This is a genomic window from Limnohabitans sp. (assembly GCF_017848645.1).
GTDB lineage: Bacteria > Pseudomonadota > Gammaproteobacteria > Burkholderiales > Burkholderiaceae_C > Limnohabitans_A.
Genome location: NZ_JAFEIF010000023.1, coordinates 22,839 through 37,831 on the forward strand (window position 1 = coordinate 22,839; position 14,993 = coordinate 37,831).

13 protein-coding genes are annotated in these 14,993 nt (G+C 60.7%); all 13 read left to right on the plus strand.

Annotated elements, in window-relative coordinates; genetic code table 11:
- Position 1: 1 nt before the first annotated feature.
- Positions 2–1,093: a 3-phosphoserine/phosphohydroxythreonine transaminase gene (serC, locus tag QZ190_RS05710; RefSeq protein ID WP_291914563.1), complete on the plus strand. Its 1,092-nt coding sequence runs from the start codon at positions 2–4 to the stop codon at positions 1,091–1,093.
- 36 nt (positions 1,094–1,129) lie between these two features.
- Positions 1,130–2,230, plus strand: coding sequence for a prephenate dehydratase (gene pheA / locus QZ190_RS05715; RefSeq protein ID WP_291914565.1), 1,101 nt, complete (start codon positions 1,130–1,132; stop codon positions 2,228–2,230).
- Between the two features lie 7 nt (positions 2,231–2,237).
- Positions 2,238–3,134, plus strand: coding sequence for a prephenate dehydrogenase/arogenate dehydrogenase family protein (locus QZ190_RS05720; RefSeq protein ID WP_291914566.1), 897 nt, complete (start codon positions 2,238–2,240; stop codon positions 3,132–3,134).
- Between the two features lie 3 nt (positions 3,135–3,137).
- The gene (locus QZ190_RS05725; RefSeq protein ID WP_291914582.1) at positions 3,138–5,129 is read left to right on the plus strand and encodes a bifunctional 3-phosphoshikimate 1-carboxyvinyltransferase/cytidylate kinase; all 1,992 of its coding nucleotides are present in this window, start codon (positions 3,138–3,140) and stop codon (positions 5,127–5,129) included.
- Between the two features lie 218 nt (positions 5,130–5,347).
- The gene (gene rpsA / locus QZ190_RS05730) at positions 5,348–7,027 is read left to right on the plus strand and encodes a 30S ribosomal protein S1 (protein WP_291914584.1); all 1,680 of its coding nucleotides are present in this window, start codon (positions 5,348–5,350) and stop codon (positions 7,025–7,027) included.
- Between the two features lie 115 nt (positions 7,028–7,142).
- Complete coding sequence (locus QZ190_RS05735; protein ID WP_291914586.1) at positions 7,143–7,463, plus strand: integration host factor subunit beta; 321 nt, start codon at positions 7,143–7,145, stop codon at positions 7,461–7,463.
- Between the two features lie 94 nt (positions 7,464–7,557).
- The gene (locus QZ190_RS05740; protein WP_291914588.1) at positions 7,558–7,842 is read left to right on the plus strand and encodes a lipopolysaccharide assembly protein LapA domain-containing protein; all 285 of its coding nucleotides are present in this window, start codon (positions 7,558–7,560) and stop codon (positions 7,840–7,842) included.
- Complete coding sequence (gene lapB / locus QZ190_RS05745; protein ID WP_291914590.1) at positions 7,832–9,001, plus strand: lipopolysaccharide assembly protein LapB; 1,170 nt, start codon at positions 7,832–7,834, stop codon at positions 8,999–9,001. The genes QZ190_RS05740 and lapB overlap by 11 nt, the downstream gene beginning before the upstream one ends.
- A 105-nt stretch (positions 9,002–9,106) precedes the next feature.
- Positions 9,107–10,528: a 3-isopropylmalate dehydratase large subunit gene (gene leuC / locus QZ190_RS05750; RefSeq protein ID WP_291914591.1), complete on the plus strand. Its 1,422-nt coding sequence runs from the start codon at positions 9,107–9,109 to the stop codon at positions 10,526–10,528.
- Between the two features lie 20 nt (positions 10,529–10,548).
- Positions 10,549–11,202 carry a 3-isopropylmalate dehydratase small subunit gene (leuD, locus tag QZ190_RS05755; protein WP_291914593.1) on the plus strand — a complete coding sequence of 218 codons (654 nt, stop codon included), beginning with the start codon at positions 10,549–10,551 and terminating at the stop codon, positions 11,200–11,202.
- Between the two features lie 18 nt (positions 11,203–11,220).
- On the plus strand, positions 11,221–12,306 hold the full coding sequence (gene leuB / locus QZ190_RS05760) for a 3-isopropylmalate dehydrogenase (protein ID WP_291914595.1): 1,086 nt from the start codon (positions 11,221–11,223) through the stop codon (positions 12,304–12,306).
- Between the two features lie 248 nt (positions 12,307–12,554).
- Positions 12,555–13,685: an aspartate-semialdehyde dehydrogenase gene (asd, locus tag QZ190_RS05765; protein WP_291914597.1), complete on the plus strand. Its 1,131-nt coding sequence runs from the start codon at positions 12,555–12,557 to the stop codon at positions 13,683–13,685.
- Between the two features lie 76 nt (positions 13,686–13,761).
- On the plus strand, positions 13,762–14,993 hold a 1,232-nt coding region (locus QZ190_RS05770; protein WP_291914599.1), incomplete at its 3' end, for a FimV family protein.

Here is a 14,993-nt window from a genome sequence, read left to right on the forward strand (position 1 = left end):
GATGGGGCGCGCTTTCAACTTCTCGGCGGGTCCCGCCGTCATGCCCGAGGCTGTGTTGCAGCAAGCCGCCTCCGAGATGCTGAACTGGCACGGCTCAGGCATGAGCGTGATGGAGATGAGCCACCGCGGCAAGGAGTTCATCAGCATTTACGAGCAGGCCGAAGCCGACCTGCGTGAGCTGCTGGCCGTACCCGCCCATTTCAAGATTTTGTTCATGCAAGGCGGTGGCCTGGCTGAAAACGCCATCGTGCCGCTGAACCTGTCGCAAGGCGGGGCCATGGACTTTGTGCTCACAGGCAGCTGGAGCCAGAAGTCTCTCAAGGAAGCGGGCAAATTTGGCACAGCCCGCGTGGCGGCCTCGGCGCAAGCCGACGACTTCACCACCCTGCCCGCGCCAGCGACTTGGCAAATTGGCTCGGACAGCCGCTATGTGCACATTTGCGGCAACGAAACCATCCACGGTGTGGAGTTCCATGAATTGCCCGACCTCAAGGCTTTAGGCTGCGACGCCCCGCTGGTGGTGGATTTTTCATCGCATGTGGCCTCGCGCCCAGTGGACTGGTCGCGGGTGGGTCTGGCTTTTGGTGGTGCGCAAAAAAACCTCGGCCCCGCAGGCCTGACCTTGGTCATCGTGCGCGAAGACCTGATCGGACACGCCCTGCCGCATTGCCCCAGCGCCTTTGATTACAAGCTGGTGAGTGACAACCAGTCGATGTACAACACGCCGCCCACTTACAGCATTTACATCGCCGGGCTGGTGTTCCAGTGGCTCAAGAAAAACGGCGGCATCGCCACCATGGAACAACGCAACATCGCCAAGGCGCAGTTGCTGTACGACTTTCTCGACAGCTCCAGACTGTTTGAAAACCGTGTCGCCCAGGACTGCCGCTCACGCATGAACGTGCCTTTCTTTTTGCGTGACGAATCGCGCAACGAGGCCTTTCTGGCCGGTGCCAAAGCCGCCAACTTACTGCAACTCAAGGGTCATAAATCAGTGGGTGGCATGCGCGCGAGCATTTACAACGCCATGCCGATCGAAGGCGTGCAGGCTTTGGTGGCCTACATGCGCGAATTTGAAAAAACACAGGCCTGAAGCTCCTCCAGCAGGCCGCCAGAAAGAAGACGAGACATGAGCCAACAACCCATTCAGTCGGATGCCTTGGGCGCTTTGCGTGTGCAAATTGATGCGCTGGACAAACAGCTGCTGAGCCTGCTGAACCAGCGCGCCCATGTGGCCGAGCAAGTGGGCGAGATCAAGCGCGCCGAAGGCTCACCCTTCTTTCGGCCCGACCGTGTGGCGCAAGTCATCGACAAGATCACCCAGGCCAACCCCGGCCCACTGAAAAATGAACACATCGCTTCGATCTGGCGAGAAATCATGTCGGCCTGCTTGGCCCTGGAAGCCCCGCAACGCGTGGCAGTGCTGGGCCCTCAAGGCACTTTTTGCGAACAAGCCGCCATCGAGTTTTTTGGCAGCGCCGCCAACTTGATTTACTGCGCCAACTTCGACGAAGTCTTCCACGCCACCGCTGCGGGCACCGCCCAATACGGCGTGGTGGGCATGGAGAACTCCACCGAAGGTGTGGTCGCGCGCTCGCTCGATTTGTTTTTGCGTTCGCCCGTGCATGTGGTGGGCGAAGTCAGCCTGCAGGTGCGCTTCAATTTGCTGCGCCAACTCAATTCCGACGCAGGCATTGAGGTCGTGATGGCTCACCCCCAAGCGCTGGCCCAGTGCCAGGGTTGGCTGTCCAAGCACCTGCCGCATGTGGAGCGCCGCGCCGTCTCCAGCAACGCCGAAGGCGCGCGCTTGGCCGCCACCAACCCCGCTTGGGCGGCGCTGGCCAGCGAACGCGCTGCCAGCCAGTTTGGCCTGCACATCGTGCACCACGCCATCCAGGACGAAGCGTTCAACCGCACACGCTTTGCCGTGATCAGTTTGCCCCAAACCTTGGCCACGCCACCGGCTTCGGGCAAGGACTGCACCAGCTTGGTGGTATCGGTGCCCAACCGCCCCGGTGCGGTGCACGACTTGTTGGTGCCGCTCAAGAACAACGGCGTGTCCATGACGCGTTTTGAGTCGCGTCCCGCCAAATCCGGCCAGTGGGAGTATTACTTCTACATCGACCTGCAAGGCCATATCAGCGAGCCGCATGTGGCAGCGGCCCTGCAAGAGCTGCAAGGCCTGTGCGCGTTCTACAAGGTGCTGGGTTCTTACCCCGTACCCGAGTGAGCGCGCGGTGAAATTTCAACGCTTGGCCCTGATTGGCTGCGGCCTGATGGGCGGCTCGTTTGCGCTCGCGCTGCGCCAAGCGGGTCTGGTGCAGCACATCACCGGTTTCAGCGCCTCCGAAAAAACACGCCAACGCGCAGTAGACCTGAAGGTCATCGACCAAGCCTGCAGCAGCGTGGCCGAGGCGGTGCAAGGTGCCGATTTGGTCTTGCTGGCCGTGCCCGTAGGGGCCATGCACAGCAGCTTTGCTGCGCTGCGAGACACCATGTCACCCAACGCCTTGTTGATGGACGTGGGCTCCACCAAATGCGACGTGATCGCGGCAGCCCAGGCCGCCTTGGGCGAGCGCCTCAATTGCTTGGTGCCTGCCCACCCGATTGCGGGCAAAGAATTGGCCGGCATCGAGCATGCCGAAGGCACGCTTTACCAAGCGCGTCGCACCATCCTCACGCCCTTGCCACACAACAGCATCCGCCAAATCAAAACTGCGAGTGAGGTCTGGACCGCCATCGGCAGCCATGTGAGCCACATGACGCCTGAGGCGCATGACGCCACCTTTGCGGCCGTCAGCCACTTGCCGCACCTGTTGGCTTTTGCAGCCGTCAATGCGCTCACCGCACAGCCACAAGGCGCTGCGTTTTTGGAGATGGCAGGCCCGGGCTTCAGGGATTTTTCACGCATCGCCGCCAGCGACCCCGCCGTCTGGCGCGACATACTGAGCGCCAACCGGGCCGAAGTGCTCACGCAGATGGCGCACTTTCGCGCTGCGCTCGACCAGTTTGAAAACACATTGACCCAAGGCGACACCGCCGCGCTGCAGCAACTGATTCAACAAGCCAGCGAGGTGCGCTCGGCCTGGACGCTGCAAGCGGGCCACGCTTGCCACACAGCCTCTGAAGACTGACCCATGTTCTCCACCGCCTTTCTTGACATTCCTGCGCTGCAAGGCGCGTCCGGCACCGTCACCCTGCCCGGCTCCAAAAGCATTTCTAACCGCGTGCTGCTGCTCTCGGCGCTGTGCCAAGGCACCACCGTGGTCCACGACCTGCTGGATTCGGACGACACCCGCGTGATGCTGGCCGCGCTGCGCCAACTGGGCTGCGGTGTCGAGGTGCAAGGCACCACGGTGACCATCACTGGCCTGGGCGGCCGCACATGGCCCACCGAAGCGATTGAATTTTTCATGGGCAACGCGGGCACAGCCATGCGCCCGCTCACCGCTGCGCTGGCTGTGCAGGGCGGCGACTTCACGCTCAAAGGCGTGCCCCGCATGCACGAGAGGCCCATCGGCGACTTGGTGGACGCCCTGCGCGAGCTGGGCTGCGCCATCGACTACCTGGGCAACGAAGGCTACCCGCCGCTGCGTATTCGTCAGCCTGCCTTGCAACTGGACAAACCCATTCCCGTGCGTGGCGATGTATCCAGCCAGTTCCTCACGGCGCTGCTAATGGCATTGCCGCTTGCAGCCCAAGACCGCGCCATCACCATCGAGGTGGTGGGCGAACTCATCAGCAAACCCTACATCGAGATCACGCTCAACCTGCTGGCGCGTTACGGCATTGCCGTGGAGCGCCAAGGCTGGGAACGCTTTGTGATTCCGGCGGGCAGCCGCTACCAGTCGCCCGGCACGATCCACGTCGAAGCCGATGCGTCATCGGCCAGCTACTTCATCGCACTCGGTGCCATTGCAAAAGGCGATGGCATCCGCATCCAGGGCGTGGGCGCTGACTCCATCCAGGGCGACATCCGCTTCATGGACGCCGCAGCCCAAATGGGTGCCCACATCACCAGCGGCCCCAACTGGCTGGAGATTCAGCGCGGCGCTTGGCCCCTGAAGGGCATCACGCTCGACTGCAACCACATTCCCGACGCGGCCATGACGCTGGCCGTGATGGCGCTGTACGCCGACGGCCCGACCACGCTGCGCAACATCGCCAGCTGGCGCGTGAAAGAAACCGACCGCATCGTGGCCATGGCCACCGAAAGCCGCAAGCTCGGGGCTACTGTGGAAGAAGGCCCGGACTGGATCACCATCCACCCCCTGCCTGCCGGAAAGTGGCAACGCGCCAGCGTCCACACCTACGACGACCACCGCGTGGCCATGTGCTTCTCGCTCGCGGCCTTCAACGCCGACCAGGTTCCGGTGCGCATCGAAGACCCCAAGTGCGTGGCCAAGACCTTTCCCGATTATTTCGAGGCGCTGTTCTCGGTGGCGCACACGGCGGCCTCCAACATTCCAGTGATTTGCATCGACGGCCCCACGGCCTCGGGCAAGGGCACGCTGGCCAGCCGTGTGGCCGCTGCTTTGGGCTACCACTACCTGGACTCTGGCGCGCTCTACCGCGTGACCGCCCACGCCGCTTTGCAAGCGGGCTTAACGCTCGAGGCCATCGACGAAGCCAAGATTGCCGACCTTGCCCGCAGCCTGCCCGTGCACTTTGAAGGCGAGCAGGTGCTGTTGAACAATGTGGACGTGACCGATGCCATCCGCAGCGAACAAGGCGGCATGAACGCCTCCAAAGTCTCGGTTTTGCCCGCCGTGCGCGAGGCGCTGGTGCAGTTGCAGCACAGTTTTCAGCGACTGCCCGGTCTCTTGGCCGATGGCCGCGACATGGGCACGGTGATCTTTCCAGAAGCCCCTTTGAAGGTGTTTTTGACCGCCAGCGCCACCCAAAGGGCCGAAAGACGGCATAAGCAATTGATTTCTAAGGGTTTTTCGGCTAACATCGATGCTCTTCGCGCTGACTTGGAAGCGCGCGACGCCCGGGACATGTCCCGCAGCGTGGCGCCTCTGAAGCCCGCTCAAGATGCCTTGCAACTGGACAACTCGTCCTTGACCATCGAAGCCTCGGTGGAACAGGTGATGGTCTGGTGGCAAAGTCGGCAGGTTTTCGGTTAACCAACCTGAGTTAATTAACTGAACACTGCCAACCCAGCTTGCCCCCTCGCAGGCTGACCTGAAGTTCCACCCGGCTCTCCTCGTGCAGCTTGCACACTGGCCAGGTGGTTTTTTATCAACCAACCGCGGTTCACACCGCCTAGCAATCGCCACAGTCAGCTCCTGGAAACGACGCATGTCGCGCTCGTCAGTCCTGCACCCGTGGATGAGGAAATTACATGTCTGAATCATTTGCCGCCCTGTTCGAAGAATCTCTGACGCGCACCGAAATGCGCCCAGGCGAAGTCATCACCGCTGAAGTCGTGCGCATCGAGCACAACTTTGTGGTGGTCAACGCGGGTCTCAAGTCTGAGTCCTACGTTCCCCTCGAAGAATTCAAGAACGACCAGGGCGAAATCGAAGTCCAAGTGGGCGACTTCGTCTCTGTGGCCATTGGCTCGATCGAAAACGGCTACGGCGACACCATCTTGTCGCGCGACACCGCCAAGCGCCTGGCTTCGTGGATGTCTCTGGAAAAAGCCCTGGAATCCGGCGAGTTCGTCACTGGCGTGACCAGCGGCAAAGTCAAGGGTGGCCTCACGGTGCTCGTCAACGGCATCCGCGCTTTCTTGCCTGGCTCTTTGGTCGACACACGTCCTACCAAAGACCTGTCACCCTATGAAAACAAGACCCTGGAATTCAAGGTCATCAAGCTCGACCGCAAGCGCAACAACGTGGTGCTGAGCCGCCGCGCAGTGGTGGAAGCCTCCATGGGCGAAGAGCGCGCCAAGCTGATGGAAACATTGCGCGAAGGCTCCATCGTTCACGGTGTGGTCAAGAACATCACCGAATACGGTGCGTTCGTGGACTTGGGCGGCATCGATGGTTTGCTGCACATCACCGACATGGCATGGCGCCGTGTACGTCACCCTTCCGAAGTGGTCACAGCCGGTCAGGAAATCACCGCCAAGATCCTCAAGTTCGACACCGAGAAAAACCGCGTGTCCTTGGGCCTCAAGCAAATGGGCGACGATCCTTGGATGGGCGTGAACCGCCGCTACCCACAGGGCACACGCATGTTCGGCAAGATCACGAACATCGCCGATTACGGCGCGTTTGTGGAACTCGAACCCGGCATCGAAGGCTTGGTGCACGTGTCTGAAATGGACTGGACCAACAAGAACGTTGCGCCTTCCAAGATCGTGGCTTTGGGTGACGAAGTCGAAGTCATGGTCCTCGAGATCGACGAAGACAAGCGCCGCATCAGCTTGGGCATGAAGCAGTGCCGTGCCAACCCCTGGCAAGAGTTTGCTCAAAACACCAAGCGCGGCGACCGCGTCAAGGGCCCGATCAAGTCGATCACCGACTTCGGCGTGTTCGTGGGCTTGGCTGCCGGCATCGACGGCCTGGTGCACCTGTCCGACCTGTCCTGGAACGAAACCGGCGAAAACGCTGTGCGCGAATTCAAGAAGGGTCAAGAAGTCGAGGCTTTGGTCTTGGCTGTGGACGTGGACCGCGAGCGCATCAGCTTGGGCATCAAACAGCTCGACTCCGATCCTTTCACCACCTTCACTTCCATCAATGACAAAGGCCAGATCGTCACCGGCAAGGTCAAGACCGTGGATGCCAAGGGTGCTGAAATCGACCTGGGCGAAGACATCGTGGGTTACCTGCGCGTGTCCGAAATCTCGCGTGACCGCGTGGAAGACGCCAGCCATGTGCTCAAAGTCGGCGACGAAGTCACTGCTGTGGTGGTGAACGTGGACCGCAAGACCCGCAACATCCAGTTGTCGATCAAGGCCAAAGACCAAGCTGACCAGCAAGAAGCCATGGCTTCGCTGTCGCAGCAAGCCAAGACCGAAAACGCTGGCACGACCAGCCTGGGCGCCTTGTTGCGTGCCAAGCTCGACAACAACTGATCCTTGTGATCGAATGACACCCGTTGTCTGAAAAGCCTGCCCCTGTCATGGGGGCAGGCTTTTTTCAGCTCAGTGCCCGAGACAACACAAGTCACGCCTCCTACAAATTGACCCCATGACCCGCTCCGATCTGGTTGAAGAACTCGCCGCCCGCTTTGCGCAACTGACCCACCGAGACGCCGAACTGGCCGTCAAGACGGTGCTCGACGCCATGAGCGATGCGCTGGTCAAAGGCCACCGCATCGAGATTCGAGGCTTTGGCAGTTTCTCCATCAACCGCCGCCCCCCCCGCGTGGGCCGCAACCCCCGCTCCGGTGAGAGCGTTCAGATTCCTGAAAAGCGCGTGCCCCATTTCAAGCCCGGCAAAGCCCTGCGCGAAGCGGTGGACGCGGGCACTCAAGCCCTGGCCAACAGCGCTGAAAACGCAGCCCCATGACCTGCATGGCTCAAGCCTGCACTTGTCTCCTTGCCCGTACAAGCGGCTCTTTCGTTGGCCGCTTTAGAATGGTTCCAGCTTCCGAGGTCCATTCATGAAACGCCTGCTCTGGCTGCTTCAGTGGTTGCTGAAAGCCACTGTTTTTTTCACCCTGTTTGCTTTCGCGCTGAACAACCAGCAAGAAACCCGTGTGAACTTTTTTTTCAGCACCTACTGGTCGGCCCCCACGGTGCTGGTGGTGCTGTCGGCCTTCACACTGGGCGTGGTGGTGGGTGTGCTGGGCATGGTGCCGCGCTGGTGGCGTGAGCGTCAGGCCGTCAAGAAAAACACCCCACCAGCCTCCCCCACACCCAAGACCGAGGTGACCGATGGAGCTTGACCTGACCTGGATTTTGCTGGGCCTGCCCACGGCCTTTGCCTTGGGCTGGATCGCGTCTCGTCTGGACTTGCGCCAGATGCGCATCGCCAACCGGCAGGCGCCCCGCGCCTATTTCAAAGGCCTGAATCACCTGCTCAACGAACAGCAAGACCAGGCCATTGATGCCTTCATTGAGGCGGTGCAAAACGACCCCGACACCTCCGAATTGCACTTCGCCCTGGGCAATTTGTTTCGCCGTCGGGGCGAATACGACCGGGCGGTGCGGGTGCACGAACACCTGCTCTCGCGTGCCGACATCAGCCAAGCCGACCGGCAAAGGGCGCAACACGGGCTGGCGCTCGATTATTTAAAAGCCGGCTTGCTCGACCGCGCCGAAGAAGCGCTGCGCAAGCTCGAGGGCACCTCTTACGAAGGCCAAGCCCGGCTGGCCCGCATGGCCATTTACGAACGCTCGCGCGAATGGCCCGAAGCCGCTGAGGTGGCCCGTTTGCTCGAAAAATCCGGTGAGGCTGATTTTGGCATTCGCCTGGCGCATTACCAATGCGAGTTGGCCCGCGAAGCGGTGCAAAAGGGTGACAGCGCCAAAGCCCTCGAAGTATTGGCTCAAGCCCTGCTAGAGCACCCCCGTGCAGCCAGGCCCCGCCTGTTGATGGGTCAATTGCAGTTGAGCCAAGGCCAGGCACCCGCCGCCTATGACAGCTTGTCGGTTTTGTTTGAGCACAACGACATGACCGCCCCCTTGGCCGCTGCCAGCTTTGCACAAGCGGCCCTGGCCTGCGACAAGGCCGCCAGCGCCAGCACTTTGCTGCAAGCCCATTACCAGCGCCAGCCCTGCATCGATGTGCTGGACGCGATCACGACACTCGAAGCCCACAACCCGAAGTTAGCCGCCACACGCGATGCCACCGCCTTGCAGCGCTATCTCGACCATCTGCAAAAGCACCCCTCCATGATGGCCGCCAGCCGCTGGCTCAATGGGGCCCGAAGCGAGGTTGGCGAGTTGCCTGCGCCCGTGCAAAAAACACTGGAAAACGCCACCAAACCCTTGGCGCGCTACCGCTGCGCCGCTTGCGGCTTTGAAGCCAAAGAGCACTTTTGGCACTGCCCAGGCTGCCAGTCCTGGGACAGCTACCCCCCCCGACGCGTGGAAGAACTGTAAGCTGCCCACCGAGGTGAGCGTTGACCTGTCACTGCGCTGTCACTTGCGTCGGCTCAAGCTTCGGGTATCCGCATAAAATGTGCGGTTGCACAGCAAGGAAGCACCATGGCACGCACGCTTTATGACAAGATCTGGGACGAACACGTCGTCCACACCGAAGAAGACGGCACCTCCGTCCTCTATATCGACCGCCATCTGGTGCACGAAGTCACCAGCCCCCAGGCCTTTGAAGGCCTGCGCCAAGCGGGCCGCAAGGTGTGGCGCGTCAGCTCCATCGTGGCCACCGCCGACCACAACACCCCCACCACCGGCTGGGAGTTGGGCTACGACGGCATCACCGATCCGATCAGCAAAGAGCAAATCACCACGCTGGATGCGAACATGAAGGAATACGGCTCTGCCGCCTTCTTCCCCTTCCTGTCAAAGCGCCAGGGCATCGTGCACGTCATTGGCCCTGAAAACGGTGCCACCCTGCCCGGCATGACCGTGGTCTGCGGCGACTCGCACACCTCCACACATGGCGCGTTTGGCGCATTGGCCCACGGCATCGGCACTTCCGAGGTCGAGCACGTCATGGCCACGCAAACGCTCTTGGCCAAAAAAGCCAAGAACATGCTCATCAAGGTCGAAGGCACTCTGGCCAAAGGCCTCACCGGCAAAGACATCGTGCTGGCCATCATCGGCAAGATCGGTACCGCAGGCGGCACCGGCTACACCATCGAATTCGCAGGCTCAGCCATCCGGGCACTCAGCATGGAAGGCCGCATGACGGTCTGCAACATGGCCATCGAAGGCGGCGCACGCGCGGGCCTGGTGGCAGTGGACGAAAAAACCATCGAGTACGTCAAAGGCCGTTTGCTCTCGCCCACAGGCGTCGAGTGGGACCACGCCGTGGCCTATTGGAAGACCTTGCAGTCCGACCCCGGTGCGCACTTTGACGCCGTGGTCGAGCTGGACGCCAGCGCCATCGTGCCGCAAGTCACCTGGGGTACCTCGCCCGAAATGGTGTTGGGCATTGACGGCCACACGCCCGACCCCGACAAGGAAAAAGACGACGTCAAACGCGACGCCATCGAGCGTGCACTGACCTACATGGGCCTGCAGCCCGGCAAGGCCTTGGCCGACATCACCATCGACAAAGTCTTCATTGGCTCTTGCACCAACAGCCGCATCGAAGACATGCGTGAAGCCGCTGCCATCGTCAAAAAACTGGGCCAAAAAGTGGCCAAGAACGTCAAGCTGGCCATGGTCGTGCCCGGCTCCGGTCTGGTCAAAGAACAAGCCGAGCGCGAAGGCCTGCACGAGATCTTCAAGGCTGCAGGTTTTGAGTGGCGCGAGCCCGGCTGCTCCATGTGCCTGGCCATGAATGCCGACCGCCTGGAGCCCGGCGAGCGCTGCGCATCGACTTCCAACCGCAACTTCGAAGGCCGTCAGGGCGCGGGTGGCCGCACCCACTTGGTCAGCCCCGCCATGGCCGCTGCTGCGGCCGTGCACGGCCACTTTGTTGACATCCGCAAATTCGCCTGAAGCGTTCGAGGAAATCCAGCATGCAAAAATTCACCCTCCTCAAAGGCCTGGTGGCCCCGATGGACCGCGCCAACGTGGACACCGATGCCATCATCCCCAAGCAATTCCTCAAGTCGATCCGCAAAACCGGTTTTGGCCCCAACCTGTTCGACGAATGGCGCTACTTGGATGTGGGCTACCCCGGCCAGGACCCGGCCAGCCGCAAGCCCAACCCGGACTTCGTGCTGAACCAACCTCGCTACCAAGGTGCCAGCGTTTTGTTGGCTCGGAAAAACTTCGGCTGCGGGTCATCGCGTGAACATGCCCCATGGGCCATCGACCAATACGGCTTTCGCTGCGTGATCGCGCCCAGCTTTGCCGACATCTTTTTCAACAACTGCTTCAAAAACGGCCTACTGCCCATCGTGCTGCCCGAAGCCGTGGTGGCCCAGTTGTTCGACGAAGTGGCCGCCTTCCCCGGCTACGAACTCACGGTGGACCTGGAACGCCAAGTGGTGGTGCGTCCCCAAGGCCAGGAAATCCCGTTTGATGTGCAAGCCTTCCGCAAGTACTGCTTGCTCAACGGCCTGGACGACATTGGCTTGACCCTGCGCCACGCCGACAAGATCAAAGCCTATGAAGCCGAGCGTCTGGCCACCAAGCCTTGGTTGGCCCACACCGCCGTCAACGCCTAAAAGAACACGAGAACCTCCATGAAAATCGCAGTCCTCCCCGGTGATGGCATCGGCACCGAAATCGTCGCCGAAGCTGTCAAAGTCCTGAACACGCTCGACCTGAAGTTCGAGATGGAAACCGCACTGGTCGGCGGCGCGGCTTACGACGCGTTTGGCCACCCGCTGCCCGAAGCCACGCTCAAACTGGCGATGGACAGTGATGCCGTGCTGTTTGGCGCGGTGGGCGACTGGAAATACGACAAGCTCGACCGCCCCCTGCGCCCCGAGCAAGCGATTTTGGGCCTGCGCAAAAACATGGGTCTGTTCGCCAACTTCCGCCCTGCCATTTGCTACGAGCAGCTGGTCGGTGCATCGAGCCTCAAGCCTGAGCTGATTTCGGGTCTGGACATCCTGATCATCCGCGAGCTGACCGGCGACATTTACTTTGGCCAGCCACGCGGCCGCCGCATCGCGACCGATGGCCACTTCCCCGGCGCTGAAGAAGCCTTTGACACCATGCGCTATTCCAAGCCCGAGATCGAGCGCATTGCCCATGTGGCCTTCCAGGTCGCCCGCAAGCGCAAGGCCGCAGGCACCGAGGGCCGCGTGACCAGCGTGGACAAAGCCAACGTGCTGGAGACTTTCCAGTTCTGGAAAGACGTGGTCACCGAAGTGGGCAAAGAGTACCCCGACATTGCGCTGGACCACATGTACGTGGACAACGCCGCGATGCAACTGGTCAAGGAGCCCAAGCGCTTTGACGTGGTGGTCACGGGCAACATGTTCGGCGACATCCTGAGCGACGAAGCCTCCATGCTCACCGGGTCGATTGGCATGCTGCCCTCGGCCAGCCTGAACACCAAGAACCAAGGCCTGTACGAGCCCAGCCACGGCAGCGCCCCCGACATCGCAGGCAAAGGCGTGGCCAATCCGCTGGCCACCATCTTGTCAGCCGCCATGATGCTGCGCTTCAGCCTGAACCAGCCTGAAGCCGCCCAGCGCATCGAATCGGCTGTGCAAAAAGTGCTGGCCCAGGGCCTGCGTACCGGCGACATTTACAGCGAAGGCACCACCAAGGTGGGCACCGCGCAAATGGGCGATGCGGTGGTCAAAGCGCTGGCTTAAAACCATCACGGGTGCTGCCCGGATTGCCCGAGCCGCATCCATTACAATTTCGGCCATGTTTCACGCCTGCCTGTTCGACCTGAACTTTGCTTTTGCCGCCACGGCAGGGGTTGGCGCGCGTGCAACTTCCACAAAAACCACGACCATTAAGGGCTGATCCGGCCTGGTTCGTCGTGCGCCCTCCCGGCCAGACGAGCCGGGCAAACAGTCTGGTCTGACACTGTTTTAAAAACTGAAAGGGCGTTGAAATGAGCAAGTTAGTAGGTTTGGTGGGCTGGCGCGGCATGGTCGGCTCGGTGTTGATGGACCGCATGGTTCAGGAAAAAGACTTTGACCTGATCGAGCCTCTGTTCTTCTCCACGTCCAATTCAGGCGGCAAAGCCCCCTCGATGGCCAAGAACGAAACCACGCTGCAAGACGCTTTCGACATCGAACAGCTCAAGCGCTGCGAGATCATCATCACCGCCCAAGGCGGCGACTACACCTCCGAAGTCTTCCCCAAGCTGCGCGCTGCGGGCTGGAATGGCCACTGGATCGACGCAGCCTCGACCCTGCGCATGGAAAAAGACGCGGTCATCATCCTGGACCCGGTCAACATGCCCGTGATCCAAAACGCGCTGGTGCACGGCGGCAAAAACTGGGTGGGCGGCAACTGCACCGTGTCCTGCATGCTGATGGGCGTGGGTGCCTTGTACAAAGCCGGTTTGGTGGAGTGGATGAGCACCCAAACCTACCAAGCGGCCTCGGGCGGCGGCGCACAGCACATGCGCGAGCTGCTGACCCAATACGGCACGCTGAACGCCGAGGTCAAAGCTCTGCTGGACGACCCCAAGAGCGCCATTTTGGAAATCGACCGCATGGTGGTGGCCAAACAACGCGCCCTGACCGCCAACGAGACCGCCAACTTTGGCGTGCCGCTGGGCGGCTCGCTGATCCCCTGGATCGACAAGGACCTGGGCAACGGCATGTCCAAGGAAGAGTGGAAAGGCATGGCCGAAACCAACAAAATCTTGGGGCTCGGCGAGGCTTTTGGCTCCGCCGCCATTCCGGTCGACGGTTTCTGCGTGCGCGTAGGTGCCATGCGCTGCCACAGCCAGGCACTGACCTTCAAACTCAAAAAAGAAGTGCCCGTGGCCGACCTTGAAGCCATGATCGCCGCCGACAACGAGTGGGTCAAAGTGATTCCTAACACCCGCGAAGCGACTATCAAAGACTTGACACCTGTGGCTGTCACCGGCACCATGACCATCCCTGTGGGACGTGTACGCCAGTTGGCCATGGGACCGGAGTATATTGGCGCCTTTACCATTGGCGATCAGTTGCTTTGGGGTGCGGCCGAGCCGCTGCGCCGCATGCTGCGCATCCTGCTGGATGCCTGATTTGCTCTTCAAAAAACAACCGTTTTCCGGGATATCCATGGGTCAATCCAACTGCCAAAAAACAAAAAATCTCAAGATGAAAGCGCTGAGTGCTTTGGTTTTTTCAGCATGGGCTTTGCCTGTGGTGGCCCTGGATCTGGGCCGACTTCAAGTCCTCTCGGCCATTGGCGAGCCCCTGAGGGCCGAAATTGAAGTGGCTCAGGCCTCACCTGAAGAATTGCGGACACTGCGGGCCCAACTGGCCTCACCGGGGGCCTTCAACCAAGCGGGCATGGAATTCAATCCCGCTTTGAACGGGGTCACGGCCAACTTGCAAACCCGAGCCAATGGTGCCCCGTTCATTGCCTTGAACGGTCGAGCGCCCATTCAGGAAAACTTCATTGACCTGATCCTGGAAACACAAACCTCCTCTGGCAAACTGACCAAAAACTACGCTTTGCTGCTCAATGCGGTGAGCGAACGTGTGACCACTGCAACATCGCCCTCGGTTCCTGCGATCAATACGCGGGTGCCAGGTATGCCTACCCCCATCCGGGAGTCCGTGCAAACGAGCCCGTCTGCGGCGCTGAGTCGCCCCCTTGAAACACCCACGCCCCTGAATGCAACCAGTGTCGAGCTCAACGACAAACAAATCCCTGTTTATCGCTTTGCGCCTGTGGACAATGCGCAGGCTCCCGTCGCAAGCACCAGATCAAACGAATTCAGCCGCACCAATTCAGCAGCGCTGAAAGCACCAGCCGTTCAAGCCAATCCCAGAGCCGCCACCGAAATTTCCCGCGACAAAACCATCACAGTCAGGACAGGTGACACAGCATCTCGGCTGGCCCTGCGCTATCTGGGTTCGAACGTTTCTTTGGACCAAATGATGCTGGCCATGCTCAAGGCCAACCCGGATGCATTCATTCAGGGCAACGTGAACTTGGTCAAGGCAGGTGCTGTTTTGCGCATACCAGACACCGAAGAAGCCACGCAAATTCCTCGCGCAGAAGCTCGCAAAACCGTGATTGCTCAGGCCAAGGAGTTTGCTGAATACGCCAGACGCCTGGCCGAGTCACCCCTCTTGGTGGACTCCAAAAATACCCGCGCCATGTCTGGCAAAGTCACTGCAGAGGCTGAAAAAACAGAGACCCCTGCATCGCAGCAAGACAAGCTGACTTTGTCCAAGTCGAGTGTCAGTTCGACGGCGACAGAAGCCAAAATCGCCAGCGAGCGCGAAACCAAGGACGCTTCTGACCAATTGGCAGCCCTGAACAAAAACCTGAAGGATCTGGAGGCTCTGGCCCAAAACCCTGCCGCCCCCGTCTCCCC

Bases quoted from the DNA above. Each gene is read 5' to 3' on its own strand.
- lapB (WP_291914590.1), top strand. From the start codon at position 7,832: ATGGAGCTTGACCTGACCTGGATTTTGCTGGGCCTGCCCACGGCCTTT.
- QZ190_RS05740 (WP_291914588.1), top strand. From the start codon at position 7,558: ATGAAACGCCTGCTCTGGCTGCTTCAGTGGTTGCTGAAAGCCACTGTT.
- asd (WP_291914597.1), top strand. From the start codon at position 12,555: ATGAGCAAGTTAGTAGGTTTGGTGGGCTGGCGCGGCATGGTCGGCTCG.
- pheA (WP_291914565.1), top strand. From the start codon at position 1,130: ATGAGCCAACAACCCATTCAGTCGGATGCCTTGGGCGCTTTGCGTGTG.
- serC (WP_291914563.1), top strand. From the start codon at position 2: ATGGGGCGCGCTTTCAACTTCTCGGCGGGTCCCGCCGTCATGCCCGAG.
- rpsA (WP_291914584.1), top strand. From the start codon at position 5,348: ATGTCTGAATCATTTGCCGCCCTGTTCGAAGAATCTCTGACGCGCACC.
- QZ190_RS05725 (WP_291914582.1), top strand. From the start codon at position 3,138: ATGTTCTCCACCGCCTTTCTTGACATTCCTGCGCTGCAAGGCGCGTCC.
- leuB (WP_291914595.1), top strand. From the start codon at position 11,221: ATGAAAATCGCAGTCCTCCCCGGTGATGGCATCGGCACCGAAATCGTC.
- leuD (WP_291914593.1), top strand. From the start codon at position 10,549: ATGCAAAAATTCACCCTCCTCAAAGGCCTGGTGGCCCCGATGGACCGC.
- leuC (WP_291914591.1), top strand. From the start codon at position 9,107: ATGGCACGCACGCTTTATGACAAGATCTGGGACGAACACGTCGTCCAC.
- QZ190_RS05735 (WP_291914586.1), top strand. From the start codon at position 7,143: ATGACCCGCTCCGATCTGGTTGAAGAACTCGCCGCCCGCTTTGCGCAA.